The organism is Streptomyces sp. NPDC006739, assembly GCF_042869815.1.
GTDB lineage: Bacteria > Actinomycetota > Actinomycetes > Streptomycetales > Streptomycetaceae > Streptomyces.
Map to the genome: position 1 here is coordinate 1 of NZ_JBIAGM010000044.1, position 14,266 is coordinate 14,266.

The window sequence follows — 14,266 nt, forward strand, 5'->3', positions numbered from 1 at the left end:
CCGCTCAACGCGTACGACACGGTGCTCCGCGAGACACCCGCCCGCCGGGCGATCTCACCGATGTTCACGAGTCGCTCCTTTCGAACCGGTTCGACTCTTTGGTGAAGAGAGTACTCCTCGGTCGCGGTGATGTGGAGCGGGACGGTGATCGGGATCCGGGATCGCTCGGGTTGAGGGGATTGCTGGCCGCCACCCTCGGTGCTAGCTTCCCCGAACCGGTTCGATGAATTGATCCTTCCGACGCATGCCGACAGCCGACAGCCGACACTCGAGGATTGAGGACGCCATCCATGCCATCCGCTGACAGATCAGCTCCGCGCCGGGCCCCGGCCGCCGTGGCGCTGGCCCTCGGCGCGGGCCTGCTGGCCACGCCGGCCGTCCCCGCACAGGCGGCCGACACACCCCAGCCGGCCGCCCGCTACACCTTCGACCAGGACGACCTCGCGTCCGGCAGGATCAGCGACAGTTCGGGCAACGGCCTCACGGCGACCCTGGTCAACGGCTCCACCGCCCAGTCCGTCGCGGGGGCGGGCGGCGGCAAGGCGCTGGCCCTGCCCGGCGGGGCGCCCACCTCCGACGGCGCGTACGTCCGCCTCCCCCGCGAAGTCCTCGCCGACGCGAGCGACCTGACGGTCTCCGCCCGGGTGAAGTGGAGCGGCGACAAGTCGCCCTGGCAGCGGATCTTCGACCTGGGCACGGACACCACCAAGTACCTGTTCACGACGCCGTACAACGGCAGTGTGCTGCGCACCGCCGTGACCACCGGCGGAGGCGGCGGCGAGGCACAGGTGTCCGGCTACGCGCCCCTGCCCGCCGACGGCTGGCGGACCGTCACCGTCACCCTCGACACCGCCGCCCACCGGGTCACCACCTACCTCGACGGCGTGGCAATCTCCTCCGCCACCACGACCGTCAGGGCCAAGGACCTGCTCGACGGCTCGGCCACGGCGGCCGGCTACATCGGCAAGTCCCTCTACCCGGACCCGCTGCTCAAGGGCGCGATCGACGACTTCACCATCTGGCACTCGGCGCTCACCCCCGAGCAGGTGGCCGGCACGGTCGCCGACCCGCCCGCCCTGCGGCAGCTCACGCGGACGTCCTTCGACATCCGTACGACGACCGGGACCGCCCCCGCCCTGCCCGCCGTGGTCCGTTCCTCGTACTCCGACGGCTACGACCGCGACGCGCCGATCGCCTGGGACGCCGTTCCGCCCGAGGAGTACGCCCGGCCGGGTACGTTCACCGTGGCCGGAACCGCGGCCGGGCACGCGGTGGAGGCGACCGTCACCGTGGTCCGCGAGGGGCAGCTCACCGTCGACCTCGGCTCGGACACCGGCGCCTTCCACGGCGGCGCCTCCGGCACGCTCTACGGCGTGTACGGACCGGGGGTCCCCACCAACAACCTCATCGAGGGCATGGGCCTGCGGACCGTCTCCACCAAGGCCCAGGACGGCCCGCAGCACCCCGGTGCCGACGCGCTGGACGTGGTGAGGCCGCTGGCCGACTCCACCGACGGCGACGTGTACATCTACATGACCGACATCCACCGCGGCTTTCCGTACGAGTGGCCGGGCGACACCCCCGCGGAGAAGCTCAGGCTCTACCAGGAGAAGATGGCCAAGCAGGTCGACCAGGTCCTGCGGCTGCCGAAGAAGTACCAGCACAACATCGTCTTCGTGCCGTTCAACGAGCCCGAGGGCAACATGTTCGGCACCGGCGAGTGGAGTTACGACAAGGTCAGCTGGCTCGACAACCCGGCCGACTACTTCGCCGCCTGGGACTCCGCCTACAAGCTCATCAAGGGCAGGATGCCCGGTGCCCGCATAGCCGGACCGAACACGAGTGTCCTGTACGACCAGGTGAAGGGCTTCCTCACGCACGCCCTGGCCGCCGGCACGCTCCCGGACGTCGTCACCTGGCACGAGCTGAGCCACCCGGAGGCGGTGCGCCAGAGCGTCGCCAAGTACCGGGCGTGGGAGAAGGAACTGTTCAAGGGCACCGACCGGGAGGGCACCCAGCTACCGGTCAACATCAACGAATACGCGTTCAACTACCACACCTCGGTGCCCGGACAGATGATCCAGTGGGTGTCCGCGATCGAGGAGTCCAAGGTGGACGCCGACATCGCGTACTGGAACATCGACGGCAACCTCTCCGACTCCGCGGTGCAGTCCAACCGCGGCAACGGCCAGTGGTGGCTGCTGCACTCGTACGCCTCGATGAGCGGCCACACGGTGGCGGTGACCCCGCCGTTCCCCGGCGAGAACTACACCATGCAGGGCGTCGCCACGCTCGACGAGAAGAAGAGGCAGGCGCGACTGGTCTTCGGCGGCTCCGACGGCAAGGGCCACATCACGTTCGCGGGCATCCCCAGGAAGGTCTTCGGGGACCGCGTCCACGCGTGGGTGAGCGAGATCGACTGGAGCGGGCAGATCGGCGACAACTCCGGCCCGAAGCTGCTGACGGAGACGAACCTGAAGGTCGGTGGCGACGGGAAGGCCGTCGTCGACTTCGGCGACGGAGGGCTCCCGAAGCTGAAGGAGTCCTCGGCGTACGAGATCGTCCTCAGCCCGGCCGGGAAGGCGAAGAGCACACAGTCACCGCCCGTGCGCTGGCAGGGATCGTACGAGGCGGAGGACGCCGCCCACACCGGGTCCGGCTACTCCAGGAACGGGCCCGAGGGCTCGACCGGCGACGTGTCGAAGTTCTACACCTCCGGTGGCTACGACGTGGGCGGCCTGCGCACCGGCTCGGACGTCGCGCTCGACTTCACCGTCGACGTGCCCGAGGACGGCACCTACGACCTGAGCGTCTTCGCCAACTCCCTGAACACCTTCGACAGGATCAAGGAGCAGGGTCCCACCAACGTGTTCCTGCGAGTGGACGGCACGGCGGACAGCGAACAGGAGCTGTACCTGCCGCTCGGCTACAAGTGGGTGGTGTGGGACCACTCCGACACCAAGGTCCGGCTCACCAAGGGCCGGCACACCCTGACGCTCGCCGCGAAGAGCCTCGACGGCAGGCGCGCCACCCAGGGCGACGCCATCGTCGACCGCCTCACCCTGTCCCTGCCCGACGCGTCGGCGGCCACCCGGGTCTACGAGGGTGAGCTGGCGTGGCTGGGCGGCGGGGCACGGCCCGTCTACGACCTCCCGAAGCAGGCCCCCGGTCCGGCCACCGGCTCGGGCGCGGCAAGGCTGGCCAAGGGCCAGACCGCCACGTTCTGGGTCTACTCCCCCGCCGACCGCGAGGCCACCCTGGAACTCGACACCCTCGGCGGCACGGACGCGCGGCTCTCCGTCAACGGCCACGGCGTACTGCACGCGACCGAGGGCAGGCGGAAGGTGGCCGTCTCCCTCTCCGGCGGCATCAACAAGGTGACGGTGACCGGTGGTTCGGCGTCCACGCTCGTCGACCGTCTGACGGTCACGCCCACCGACGGCACACTCAAGACGCGTACGTACGAGGCACAGGACGCCAGGCTGGCGGGCTCTGCCACGCTGACCCCGCTGTCCCTGGCCACCGACGGCACGGCGATCACCGGGATCGGCGGCGACCCGGGCAACGGCAACACGGCGACGTTCACGGTCGCCGCTGACCGGGCCGGCCTGTACGCGCTGCGCATCCGCTACTCCGACCCGGAGCAGTCGCAGGCCACCCACTACAACCCCGACCCGCTCGCCCGTCACGCGGACATCAGCGTCAACGGCGGCCAGGGGCAGCGTGTCAGCTTCCCGCACAGCTTCCACCAGAACAACTTCTGGGAGCTGACCGTCCCGGTCCACCTCGAGAAGGGACAGAACACGATCGGCTTCCGCTCCGAGGAACTGCCGAACTTCGACGGCACCACCTACGCCTCGGACACCTTCCCCGGGGTGCTGCTCCGCTCCCGTTACGCACCGCTGATCGACCGTATCGCCGTCGCTCCGTACGCGCGTGAGGTGAGGTGAGGTGAGGTGACCGAGGGGCCGGCGATTCAGCGGACGACCGTGAGACGTCCGGGGGACGTCAGGATCTGCGGGGCACGGTACTCCAGCTTCACCGGCTGGTCAGCGGTGACCTGGACGGTGACGGCGGCCTCGCAGCACCGGGCCTTGAACAGGTACCGGAAGAAGACGTTGACCCGGTGCGAGCCGGGAGCAAGCGGTACGAAGCGGTTGCGCCAGGCACCGCTCTGGGCCTTGCCGTCGACCTCGACCGTCAGGCGTACGAAGCGGAGGAACACCTGCATGGGGTTGTGGCGTCCCTCTATGGAGATGCCCGTTCGTGTGGACAAGTTGCCCCTTCCGGTCGGTCGATGTTGTCGATGTCTTCGAGGCGTGTGCACGACGGCGCAGCCACGGCCAAGTCTCCCGAACGTCCTGGCCGGTGACATGCGTGGAACTACGTAACCGCGCACGTGGATTCGCCCGCCTCCGCCGCCCGCTGGACGCCTCCCCGGCGAACCCGGAGACTGGTCCTGCCCGGCGCCCGCCCGCTTCCGCTCAGGACGGTGACCATGGAGAACGAGACACCGCGCGTCGAACTCACCCCGCAGGCAGCCGATCTGATCCGCCGGCTGCGCGCGGCGCACGGTCCGCTGATGTTCCACCAGTCCGGCGGCTGCTGTGACGGCAGCGCGCCGATGTGCTACCCGGACGGTGAGTTCCGCACCGGCGGCTCGGACGTGCTGCTGGCCGAGCTGGCGGTGGAGGGCGTCGACGAGCCCGTCACCTTCTGGATGTCGAAGAGCCAGTACGAGGTGTGGAGCCACACCCGGCTGATCGTGGACGTGGTACCCGGACGGGGTAGCGGATTCTCGCTGGAGGCGCCCGAGGGGGTGCGTTTTCTCACCCGTTCTCGCGTACTCGACGCCTAGCGGGCCCGCGAGCCGTCGCGCTCTGGTGCACTTCCCCTGAGTCCTTGGTCGTATGACGAGACATCAGGGGGAGCCGTGGCACGACGTCGAAAGCACCGGTCGGCGGGCAGGGCGGTAACGGCCGTCACGGCGTTCGGCGTGCTGGCCGGTGCGGTCCTGACGGGGGCGGCACCGGCCGGTGCCGCCCCGGACGGCACCCGGATCGCGCCGGGCGTCACCTACCGGCAGTTCGACGTCCGGGCGGCCAAGGGGGTGACGCGCGCCCATGTCCTCGGCGTCGACCTGGGCGACCGGCACGTCCACCTCGACCTGCTGTACCCGCAGGCGGTGGCCGCCCGCGCCCCCGTCTCCAGGATGGCCGACTCGCTGGGCGCGGTCGCGGGCGTCAACGGCGACTTCTTCGACATCACCGAGGCCCAGCACCCGGGTGTGCAGGCCACCGGCGCGCCGGACGGTCCGGCGATCGGCCACGGCCGGGTGCTCAAGGCCGCGGTGCCGGACGGCCAGCGGTTCGGACCCGCGCTGCCGCCCGGCACCACCACCGAGGGCGTCTTCGGAGTGGGCGTCGACCGGCGGGCCCGTCTGGACCGCCTGGCCCTCACCGGATCCGTGCGCACGGCGCAGGGCTGGTTCCCCTTGAAGGGGCTCAACCAGTTCGCCCTGCCGGAGAACTCGGTCGGTGCCTTCACCACGGGCTGGGGCAGCGCCTCCCGGCTGCGCGCGACCTGCGGCACGGACACCGACCGGGCGGCGGCCTGCAGCAGGAACACCCGTGAGGTGACCGTCCGGCAGGGCCGGGTCGTCGCGGTCTCCGACAGCCCGGGCGGCGGCCCGATCGCCCCGGGCACCACCGTCCTGGTGGGCCGGGAGGCGGGCGCCCAGCGGCTGCGGAAGCTGTCCCGGGGCGAGAAGGTGACGGTGCGGGAAGGGCTGGTGGCCGCCGCGTCGAAGGTCGCCTACCGCTTCGCGCTCGGCGGCTACCCGGTACTGCGCGGCGGCCGGCCCCTGCCCGGGCTCGACGGCCGGACATCGGCCGTACGGACGGCCGTGGGCTTCACGGGCGACGGACGGCGACTGGTGCTCCTCACCCTGGACGGCGCCCCGGCCTATCGCCGCGGCATGACGATCGCCGAAGTGGCCGAGGTGATGCGGAAGCTGGGCGCGGCCGACGCGTTCAGCCTGGACGGCGGCGGCTCCAGCGAGATGGTCGCCCGTGAGCCGGGCGCGGCCGCCGTGTCGGTGCTCAACCACCCGAGCGACGGCGGCGAACGCCCGGTGCCGAACGGCATCGGGGTCTTCCCGGGGCCCTGACCGGGACGGCCGACCCTGGGCAGTACGACTAGGGCCGCAGGCTGCTCACCAGGTCGGCGGTGGCGGTGAGCCCGCTGTGGATGGTGGGTGCCATGCTCGTGCCGGCCAGGTAGAAGCCGAGGAGCGTGCAGACCAGGGCGTGGGAGATCTTCAGCGCGCCGTTGCGCACGAAGACCACGGCCAGGATCAGGAACAGCAGCACCACAGAGATGGAAATGGCCATCGGGAACCTCCTCCGCCACGCCCTTTTCACGGCGTTCGGCCGCAAGTGTGGCGTAGCGGAGGGTTCGTCCGGGCGGCTGACATGTCCCCCGAACGGGTGGCGTTCGCCCGGGAAGGCGTTTATCCCCCGCCGGGCCGGCGCTGTCCGTCAGGGGGCGCGGAGGTCGACCAGTTCGGCCAGGGCCTCCCGGTGGGCGCCCGCCGTGCCGTAGGCGATCGAGTCGGCCTTGGCCCGCTTCAGGTACAGGTGGACGGGGTGTTCCCAGGTCATGCCGATACCCGCGTGCAGCTGCAGCGCCTCCTCGGCGGCGTGTACGGCGACCGGTCCCGCGTAGGCCTGGGCCACGGCGAGCGTCAGATCGGTGTCCTCGCCGGTGGTCAGCGCGTCGGCGGCGGCCCGCGCGGCGGCACGGAGGTTGACCACCTCCAGCCACAGCTGGGCGAGCCGGTGCTTGAGCGCCTGGAAGCCGCCGACCGGCCGGTTGAACTGCTTGCGTTCCTTCAGGTAGCGCACGGTTTCGGTCAACGCCCAGTCGGCTAGCCCGAGTTGCTCGGAGGCGAGCAGTCCGGCGCCGGCCCGCAGGGCGCGGCGGACGGCGGGTCCGGCGTCCCCGAGGCGTCGGCCCGGGGCTCCGGTGAGGGTGACGGTGGCCAGCGGCCGGGTGAGGTCGAGGGAGGCCTGCGAGGTGACGGTGGCGTCGGACGCGGCCACCGCGTACAGCCCGCCGTCCTCGGCCGGCACCAGCAGGACGTCCGCCGCCGCCGCGTCCGCGATGCCGGTCAGCTCCCCGTGCAGGGCGCCGTCCTCCAGCCGTACGGCGGGAAAGGCGGTGCCGGGGGCGCGGTGCAGCCCGACCGCGAGGACGCCGACGGCCCGCCCGGACGCCAGCCGTCCGAGCAGTTCGTCGTCCGCGCACTCCAGCAGGGCCTCGGTGGCGACGACGGCGCTGCTGAGGTACGGCACGGGAGCGACCGAGCGGCCCAACTCCTCCAGGACGACGGCGGCTTCGCGGTGCGTGGCGCCCTGGCCGCCCTTGTCCTCGGGCACCAGCAGGCCCGCCAGGCCCATGCCGTCGGCGAGGGCCTTCCAGGCGGCGAGGTCGTGCGGGGCGTCGGACTCGGTGCGCGCGATGACGCCGGGCGCGTCGCAGTGGTCGGCGAGAAGGTCCCGTACGGCCGCCCGCAGCGCCTCTTCCTCCTCCGAGTACAGCAGATCGGGCTGTGCGCTCATCGGGACAGGTCCTTCCATGCGACGTCCTTGTCGGTGCGCGGCTCGGCGGGCAGGCCGAGGACGCGCTCGGCGACGATGTTCAGCAGGACCTCGCTGGTCCCGCCCTCGATGCTGTTGCCCTTGGAGCGCAGGTAGCGGTAGCCGGCGTCGCGGCCGGTGAAGTCCACCATTTCGGGGCGGCGCATGGTCCAGTCGTCGTACAACAGGCCCTCCTCGCCGCGCAGTTCGACCTCCAGGCCGCTGATCTCCTGGTTGAGGCGGGCGAAGCCGAGCTTCATGCCGGCGCCCTCGGGGCCGGGCTGTCCGGCGACGAGCTGCTGGCGCAGGCGTTCGGCGGCGAGGCGGGAGACCTCGGACTCGACCCAGAGCCCCAGCAGGCGCTGGTGCAGGTCGTGGGTGCGCAGTTCGGGCCGTTCGCGCCAGGTCTTCGAGACCGGGCCGATCATGCCGCCCTCGCGGGGCAGCCGCATGCCGCCGATGGCGACGCGCTCGTTGTTCAGCGTGGTCTGCGCGACCCGCCAGCCGTCGCCGATCCCGCCGAGGCGGCGGGAGTCGGGGATGCGGACGTCGGTGAGGAAGACCTCGTTGAACTCGGCCTCACCGGTGATCTGCCGCAGCGGACGGACCTCGACACCCGGGTCGGTCATGTCGCAGAGGAAGTACGTGATCCCCGCGTGCTTGGGCACGTCCGGGTCGGTGCGGGCGATGAGGATGGCCCAGCGGGCGACGTGGGCGCTGGAGGTCCACACCTTCTGCCCGTTGACCACCCAGTCCTCGCCCTCGCGCACGGCCCGGGTGCCGAGCGCGGCGAGGTCGGATCCGGCGCCGGGTTCGCTGAACAGCTGGCACCAGACCTCCTCGCCGGTCCACAGGGGCCGCAGATACCGCTGCTTCTGCTCCTCGGTGCCGTACTTGAGGATCGTCGGGGCGGCCATGCCGAGGCCGATGCCGATGCGGCGCGGGTCGTTGTCGGGGGCGCCGGCGGTCTCCAGCTCGGCGTCCACGACGGCCTGGAGGGAGCGGGGGGCGCCCAGTCCGCCGAGGCCCTCCGGGTAGTGCACCCAGGCCAGTCCGGCGTCGAAGCGGGCCCTGAGGAAGTCGAGGCGGTCGGTGGTGGCGGGCGGGTGCGCGGCCAGCAACGCGCGGGTGCGGCTGCGCAGTTCCTCTGCGGTGCTCATGCGGCGGCTCCGTTCTGCAGCGACGGGACGACGGCCACCCGGCCGGTGGTCACACCGTCGCCGACCCGCTGCACGGCCGCCGCCGCCCCGCTCAGCGGCACGCGCTCGCTGACCAGCGGCTTGACGGCACCGCGCGCGGCCAGTTCGGTGAGCTGCTCGTGGCAGTGCTGGACCAGCTTCGGGTTCTTGGTGTTGTACAGGCCCCAGTGCAGGCCGAGGATCGAGTAGTTCTTCACCAGGGCGTGGTTGAGCGCGGGGCTCGGGATGGTCCCACTGGCGAAGCCGACGACCACGATCCGGCCCTCGAAGGCGACGAGCTTGGCGGACTGGGTGTAGGCGTCGCCGCCGACCGGGTCGTAGATCACGTCGGCGCCCCGGCCGCCGGTGGCCTCCTTCACGGCGGCGACGACGTCCTCGGCGCGCCGGTCGACGACCACGTCGCAGCCCAGCTCGCGGGCGACGGTCACCTTGTCGGCACCGCCGACCACGCCGATCACCGTGGCGCCGGCCGCCTTGCCGAGCTGCACGGCCGCGCTGCCGACCCCTCCTGCGGCAGCGTGGACGAGCAGCGTCTCGCCGGCTTCCAGGCGCGCCCGGCGGTGCAGGCCGAACCAGCCCGTCTGGTAGCCGATGTGCAGGGCGGCGGCCTCCGCGTCGTCCAGCGCGTCGGGCGCGGGCAGGACGGCCGCGGCGTCCGCGACGGCGTACTCGGCGAAGCCGCCGTACGGCAGGGACGGGTTGGCGATCACCCGGCGCCCGTCCTCGGTCTCGCCGCAGATCTCCACGCCCGGGGTGAAGGGCAGCGGCGGGCGCACCTGGTAGTGGCCCCGGCACATCAGCACGTCCGGGAAGTTGATGTTGGCGGCGCGCACCTTCAGCAGGAGCCGGCCTTCGCCGGGGGTGGGCCGCTCCACGTCCTGGAGCCGCATCACCTCGCTCGGCTCGCCGTTCTCGTGCACTTGCCATGCCTGCATGCGGGGCCTCCACGGGACTGCTTCGTCTGACCGGGCTCCCCGCATACTAAGCGGTCGCTTGCCGATCAGGGAACAGTCGGCTGCGTCACGTCCGGGCGGGCCTGGCGCGCACGTGCATCCGCTCCCCCTGCGGCCCGAACAGACTGAGGAACTCCACCGGGCCCTCGCCCGTCGACCCGAACCAGTGCGGCACGCGGGTGTCGAACTCGGCGGCCTCCCCGGCCGTGAGGACGACGTCGTGGTCACCGAGCACCAGCCGGAGCCGTCCGGACAGCACGTAGAGCCACTCGTACCCCTCGTGGCTGCGCGGGTCGGGGTCGAGGCTGCGCCGCGGCTCCAGCACCTTGAAGGCCTGCGGTCCGCCGGGCCGGCGGGTCAGCGGCCAGTGGGTGCGTCCGTCCCGCACGACGGGCCTGGCCCGCACCCTCGGGTCGCCCACCGGGGGCGCCCCGACCAGCTGGTCCAGCGGTACCTGATGGGCCCGCGCGATCGGCAGCAGCAGTTCGAGGCTGGGTCTGCGCAGGCCGGACTCCAGCCGGGAGAGGGTGCTGACCGATATCCCGGTCGCCTCCGACAGCGCGGCCAGGGTCACCTCCCGGTCCTTGCGGATGCGGCGGAGCCGGGGGCCGACCTCGGCCAGTACCTCGTCGGTGCTCATGCCCGATATTGCAGAATCGGCAAGCATGTTTGTCAATACCGGGGCCCCGGAGGTGTAAAGGTGTCGCCCGCGGTGCACCATGGCTGCATGCTGCTGAGCCGGCTCGCCCAGGTGTCCCGGGAGGTTGCCGCGACGGCCGCCCGGTCGCGGAAGACCGCGCTGCTCGCGGAGCTGTTCCGGGAGGCCGAGGCGGACGACGTGCCGATCGTCATCCCGTATCTGGCCGGGCGGCTGCCGCAGGGGCGGCTCGGGGTCGGCTGGAAGGTGCTCGGCCGCCCGGTGCCGCCGGCGGGCCGGCCGTCTCTCACCGTGCGCGAGGTCGACGCGCTCCTCAGCGAGCTGGGCAAGGTGTCCGGGCCCGGATCCCAGGCGGAACGGGCCCGGATCGTCGGGGAGTTGATGGAAGCCGCCACCGCCGAGGAGCAGCGCTTCCTGCTCGGACTGCTGACCGGTGAGGTGCGGCAGGGCGCGCTGGACGCGGTCGCCGTGGAGGGGCTCGCCCGGGCGACCGGCGCGGACCCGGCGGACGTACGGCGGGCGGTGATGCTCGCCGGGTCGCTGCAGACGGTGGCCCGGTCCCTGCTGGCCGAGGGGCCCGGCTCGCTGGACCGGTTCCGGCTCACCGTCGGCCGCCCCGTGCTGCCGATGCTGGCGCACAGCGCCTCCTCGGTCGCCGAGGCGGTCGAGAAGCTGGGCGCCTGCGCCGTGGAGGAGAAGCTGGACGGCATCCGCGTCCAGGTCCACCGGGACGGCGGCACGGTACGGATCCACACCCGCACCCTCGACGACATCACCCACCGGCTGCCCGAAGTGACCACCTCCGCCCTGGAGCTGAGGGGTGAGCGGTTCATCCTGGACGGCGAGGTGATCTCCTTCGACGCGGCCGGGCGCCCCCGGTCCTTCCAGGAGACGGCCGGCCGGGTCGGCTCCCGGACGGATGTGGCGAGGGCGGCCGAGGAGGTCCCGGTCTCCCCCGTCTTCTTCGACGCCCTCTCGGTCGACGGCCGCGACCTGCTGGACCTGCCCTTCGCCGAGCGGCACGCGGAGCTGGCCCGGCTGGTACCCGAGCCGATGCGGGTGCGCGGGACGGTGGTGTCCGGGCCGGAGCGGACCGCCGAGGCGGAACGGTTCCTCGCCGACACCCTGGCCCGGGGCCACGAGGGGGTGGTGGTCAAGGCGCTGGACGCCCCCTACAGCGCGGGCCGACGCGGCGCCTCCTGGCTGAAGGTCAAGCCCGTGCACACCCTCGACCTGGTCGTCCTGGCCGCCGAATGGGGTCACGGCCGCCGCACCGGCAAGCTCTCCAACCTCCATCTCGGCGCCCTGGACCCGGACGGCGGCTTCGCCATGCTCGGGAAGACCTTCAAGGGCATGACCGACGCGATGCTCGTCTGGCAGACCGAGCGGCTGCGGGAGCTGGCCCTGGAGGACGACGGCCGGGTGGTCACCGTGCGCCCCGAACTGGTCGTCGAGATCGCCTACGACGGACTGCAGAGGTCCACCCGCTACCCGGCCGGCGTCACCCTCCGCTTCGCGCGCGTGGTCCGCTACCGCGAGGACAAACGGCCCGGGGAGGCCGATACCGTTCAGGCATTGCTGGCGGCGCATCCGGAGGTGGGGCCGTGACGGTGCGCATCCCCAGGCGCAGTGCGGGACTGCTGTTGTTCCGGCGCACCGGCGACGGGCTGGAGGTGTTGATCGGCCACATGGGCGGCCCGTTCTTCGCGAAGAAGGACGCGGGCGGGTGGACCGTCCCCAAGGGCGAGTACGAGCCCGGCGAGCCCGCCTGGGACGCGGCCCGGCGCGAGTTCCAGGAGGAGCTGGGGCTGGCGCCGCCCGACGGGGAGGCCGTACCGCTCGGGGAGGTCGTGCAGGCCAACGGCAAGATCGTCACGGCCTGGGCGGTCGAGGGCGACCTGGACCCGGAGACCATCAGTCCCGGCACCTTCCGGATGGAGTGGCCGCCGAGGTCCGGCCGGGTGCGGGAGTTCCCCGAGCTGGACCGGGTGGCGTGGGTCGGCCTCGACCGGGCCCGGCAGGTGCTCGTCGCGGCGCAGACCGCGTTTCTCGACCGGCTGGCGGAGCACTCGGGCTGAACAGGGGACCACGCGTTGCGGCCGGCAGGGCCGCGCGCGAAGGTCGTAGCACAGCCCGCTCCGAGGGAGGTCGGTCATGGCCATCGCGACGGTGAACCCGGCGAACGGCGAGACGCTCAAGACGTACGAGGCCATGGGCGAGGAGGAGCTGGAGCGCCGCCTCCAGCTCGCCGAGGCCACGTTCCGCACCTACCGGACGACCACGTTCGCCGAACGCGCCCGTCTGCTGAACAAGGCCGCCGATCTGCTGGACGAGGACCAGCGGGAGATCGGCCGGGTGATGACCACCGAGATGGGCAAACCGGTCAAGCAGGCCCGCGCGGAGGCGGCGAAGTGCGCCAAGGCGATGCGCTGGTACGCCGAGCACGCGGAGGAACTGCTGGCCGACGAGGAGCCGGCCGAAGCCGATGTGCAGGACTCCGGGGCCTCCCGGGTGCGGGTGCGCTACCGGCCGCTCGGGCCCGTGCTCGCGGTGATGCCCTGGAACTTCCCGCTGTGGCAGGTGGTCCGCTTCGCCGCCCCGGCCCTGATGGCCGGCAACGTCGGCCTGCTCAAGCACGCCTCGAACGTCCCGCAGACCGCCCTCTACCTGGAGGACCTCTTCCACCGGGCGGGCTTCACGGAGGGCTGCTTCCAGACCCTGCTGATCGGCTCCGGCGCGGTCGACGACATCCTGCGCGACGAGCGCGTGAAGGCGGCCACGCTCACCGGCAGCGAGCCGGCGGGCCGGGCGGTCGCCTCCACCGCCGGCGAGATGATCAAGAGGACGGTGCTGGAGCTGGGCGGCAGCGACCCGTACGTCGTGATGCCCTCCGCCGACCTCGACCGGGCCGCCCGGATCGCGGTGACCGCCCGGGTGCAGAACAACGGGCAGTCGTGCATCGCCGCCAAGCGGTTCATCGTGCACACCGATGTCTACGACGCCTTCGCCGAGCGGTTCGTCGAGGGCATGAAGGCCCTCAGGACCGGCGACCCGATGGAGGAGGAGACCGAGATCGGGCCGCTCGCCAGCGAGCGGGGACGGGCCGACCTGGAGGAGCTGGTCGACGACGCCAGGCACGGCGGGGCCACGGTGCTGTGCGGTGGCGAACGGCCGGACGGACCCGGCTGGTACTACCCCCCGACCGTCCTGGCCGGCATCACCCGCGAGATGCGCATCCACCGCGAGGAGGCGTTCGGACCGGTGGCCACGCTGTACCGGGCCGGGGACGTGGACGAGGCGGTGCTGATCGCCAACGACTCCGAGTTCGGCCTGAGTTCGAACGTCTGGACACGGGACGAGAACGAGGTCGACCGGTTCGTACGGGACCTGGAGGCCGGTTCCGTGTACGTCAACGGCATGACCGCCTCCCACCCGGCGTTCCCGTTCGGCGGTGTGAAGCGGTCCGGGTTCGGCCGTGAGCTGTCCGGGCACGGAATCCGGGAGTTCTGCAACATCACCACCGTATGGCAGGGAGCCTGAGGCTTCCGCGGCTACGATCCCCTTTGTGAACCGCGAAGTGACCCTGCCTCTGATCGTCGACGACCGCGGTACCTTGCAGGTGGCCGCGGCCGATGTGAGCAAACTCTTGCGGACGGTCGGGGGCCGGTGGCTGCATCTGGTCGAGGCCGGGCAGGACGGACTCGACGAGGACACGGTAGCCGCTCTGACCATCGAGCTGGCCAAGCTCGCGGACCGGATCGACGTGGCCTGCATCGCGCACAGCAGCGGTCAGAGCGGATAGCCGCCCAAGGGACA

At 72.0% G+C, this 14,266-nt stretch carries 14 protein-coding genes; 7 read left to right on the forward strand and 7 right to left on the reverse strand.

Annotated elements, in window-relative coordinates; all coding sequences use genetic code 11:
• On the reverse strand, positions 1 to 68 hold a 68-nt coding region (locus ACFYMM_RS41360; protein WP_388397362.1), incomplete at its 3' end, for a LacI family DNA-binding transcriptional regulator.
• A gap of 222 nt (positions 69 to 290) precedes the next feature.
• Between ACFYMM_RS41360 and ACFYMM_RS41365 the strand changes: the two genes are divergently transcribed.
• Complete coding sequence (locus ACFYMM_RS41365; RefSeq protein ID WP_388397274.1) at positions 291 to 3,950, forward strand: LamG-like jellyroll fold domain-containing protein; 3,660 nt, start codon at positions 291 to 293, stop codon at positions 3,948 to 3,950.
• A gap of 26 nt (positions 3,951 to 3,976) precedes the next feature.
• Here the strand turns inward: ACFYMM_RS41365 and ACFYMM_RS41370 are convergent, their stop codons facing one another.
• The gene (locus tag ACFYMM_RS41370) at positions 3,977 to 4,276 is read right to left on the reverse strand and encodes a hypothetical protein (protein ID WP_388397277.1); all 300 of its coding nucleotides are present in this window, start codon (positions 4,274 to 4,276) and stop codon (positions 3,977 to 3,979) included.
• Between the two features lie 222 nt (positions 4,277 to 4,498).
• Here ACFYMM_RS41370 and ACFYMM_RS41375 point away from each other — a divergent pair, with 222 nt between their 5' ends.
• Positions 4,499 to 4,858 (forward strand): DUF779 domain-containing protein, encoded by a 360-nt coding sequence (locus tag ACFYMM_RS41375; RefSeq protein ID WP_388397280.1) that lies wholly within the window; start codon positions 4,499 to 4,501, stop codon positions 4,856 to 4,858.
• 75 nt (positions 4,859 to 4,933) lie between these two features.
• Entirely contained in the window at positions 4,934 to 6,169 is a 1,236-nt protein-coding gene (locus ACFYMM_RS41380; RefSeq protein WP_388397283.1) for a phosphodiester glycosidase family protein, read from the forward strand.
• Positions 6,170 to 6,197: 28 nt separating this feature from the next.
• On the opposite strand, the gene ACFYMM_RS41385 is transcribed toward ACFYMM_RS41380, so the two are convergent.
• The 5 genes from ACFYMM_RS41385 to ACFYMM_RS41405 all read right to left on the reverse strand — a co-directional run bounded on the left by ACFYMM_RS41385 (position 6,198) and on the right by ACFYMM_RS41405 (position 10,432).
• The gene (locus ACFYMM_RS41385; protein ID WP_388397286.1) at positions 6,198 to 6,392 is read right to left on the reverse strand and encodes a hypothetical protein; all 195 of its coding nucleotides are present in this window, start codon (positions 6,390 to 6,392) and stop codon (positions 6,198 to 6,200) included.
• Positions 6,393 to 6,539: 147 nt separating this feature from the next.
• Complete coding sequence (locus ACFYMM_RS41390; protein ID WP_388397289.1) at positions 6,540 to 7,622, reverse strand: acyl-CoA dehydrogenase family protein; 1,083 nt, start codon at positions 7,620 to 7,622, stop codon at positions 6,540 to 6,542.
• Positions 7,619 to 8,800, reverse strand: a complete 1,182-nt coding sequence (locus ACFYMM_RS41395; RefSeq protein WP_388397292.1) for an acyl-CoA dehydrogenase family protein — start codon at positions 8,798 to 8,800, stop codon at positions 7,619 to 7,621. The genes ACFYMM_RS41390 and ACFYMM_RS41395 overlap by 4 nt, the downstream gene beginning before the upstream one ends.
• Positions 8,797 to 9,774, reverse strand: a complete 978-nt coding sequence (locus ACFYMM_RS41400) for an NADPH:quinone oxidoreductase family protein (protein ID WP_388397295.1) — start codon at positions 9,772 to 9,774, stop codon at positions 8,797 to 8,799. Before ACFYMM_RS41400 ends, ACFYMM_RS41395 begins: the two co-directional genes overlap by 4 nt.
• Positions 9,775 to 9,859: 85 nt before the next feature.
• On the reverse strand, positions 9,860 to 10,432 hold the full coding sequence (locus tag ACFYMM_RS41405; RefSeq protein ID WP_388397298.1) for a helix-turn-helix domain-containing protein: 573 nt from the start codon (positions 10,430 to 10,432) through the stop codon (positions 9,860 to 9,862).
• A gap of 87 nt (positions 10,433 to 10,519) precedes the next feature.
• Between ACFYMM_RS41405 and ACFYMM_RS41410 the strand changes: the two genes are divergently transcribed.
• The 4 genes from ACFYMM_RS41410 to ACFYMM_RS41425 all read left to right on the forward strand — a co-directional run bounded on the left by ACFYMM_RS41410 (position 10,520) and on the right by ACFYMM_RS41425 (position 14,252).
• Positions 10,520 to 12,058 (forward strand): ATP-dependent DNA ligase, encoded by a 1,539-nt coding sequence (locus ACFYMM_RS41410; RefSeq protein WP_388397300.1) that lies wholly within the window; start codon positions 10,520 to 10,522, stop codon positions 12,056 to 12,058.
• Positions 12,055 to 12,528, forward strand: a complete 474-nt coding sequence (locus ACFYMM_RS41415; protein ID WP_388397303.1) for an NUDIX domain-containing protein — start codon at positions 12,055 to 12,057, stop codon at positions 12,526 to 12,528. Before ACFYMM_RS41410 ends, ACFYMM_RS41415 begins: the two co-directional genes overlap by 4 nt.
• Before the next feature lie 76 nt (positions 12,529 to 12,604).
• Positions 12,605 to 13,990, forward strand: coding sequence for an NADP-dependent succinic semialdehyde dehydrogenase (locus tag ACFYMM_RS41420; RefSeq protein ID WP_388397306.1), 1,386 nt, complete (start codon positions 12,605 to 12,607; stop codon positions 13,988 to 13,990).
• Between the two features lie 25 nt (positions 13,991 to 14,015).
• Complete coding sequence (locus ACFYMM_RS41425) at positions 14,016 to 14,252, forward strand: DUF6213 family protein (RefSeq protein ID WP_388397309.1); 237 nt, start codon at positions 14,016 to 14,018, stop codon at positions 14,250 to 14,252.
• The last annotated feature ends 14 nt before the right edge of the window (positions 14,253 to 14,266 follow it).

What these genes read in the sequence shown, in the direction of transcription:
- ACFYMM_RS41365 (WP_388397274.1), top strand. Translation starts at nt 291, where the DNA reads ATGCCATCCGCTGACAGATCAGCTCCGCGCCGGGCCCCGGCCGCCGTG.
- ACFYMM_RS41375 (WP_388397280.1), top strand. Translation starts at nt 4,499, where the DNA reads ATGGAGAACGAGACACCGCGCGTCGAACTCACCCCGCAGGCAGCCGAT.
- ACFYMM_RS41385 (WP_388397286.1), bottom strand. Translation starts at nt 6,392, where the DNA reads ATGGCCATTTCCATCTCTGTGGTGCTGCTGTTCCTGATCCTGGCCGTG.
- ACFYMM_RS41390 (WP_388397289.1), bottom strand. Translation starts at nt 7,622, where the DNA reads ATGAGCGCACAGCCCGATCTGCTGTACTCGGAGGAGGAAGAGGCGCTG.
- ACFYMM_RS41395 (WP_388397292.1), bottom strand. Translation starts at nt 8,800, where the DNA reads ATGAGCACCGCAGAGGAACTGCGCAGCCGCACCCGCGCGTTGCTGGCC.
- ACFYMM_RS41400 (WP_388397295.1), bottom strand. Translation starts at nt 9,774, where the DNA reads ATGCAGGCATGGCAAGTGCACGAGAACGGCGAGCCGAGCGAGGTGATG.
- ACFYMM_RS41405 (WP_388397298.1), bottom strand. Translation starts at nt 10,432, where the DNA reads ATGAGCACCGACGAGGTACTGGCCGAGGTCGGCCCCCGGCTCCGCCGC.
- ACFYMM_RS41410 (WP_388397300.1), top strand. Translation starts at nt 10,520, where the DNA reads ATGCTGCTGAGCCGGCTCGCCCAGGTGTCCCGGGAGGTTGCCGCGACG.
- ACFYMM_RS41420 (WP_388397306.1), top strand. Translation starts at nt 12,605, where the DNA reads ATGGCCATCGCGACGGTGAACCCGGCGAACGGCGAGACGCTCAAGACG.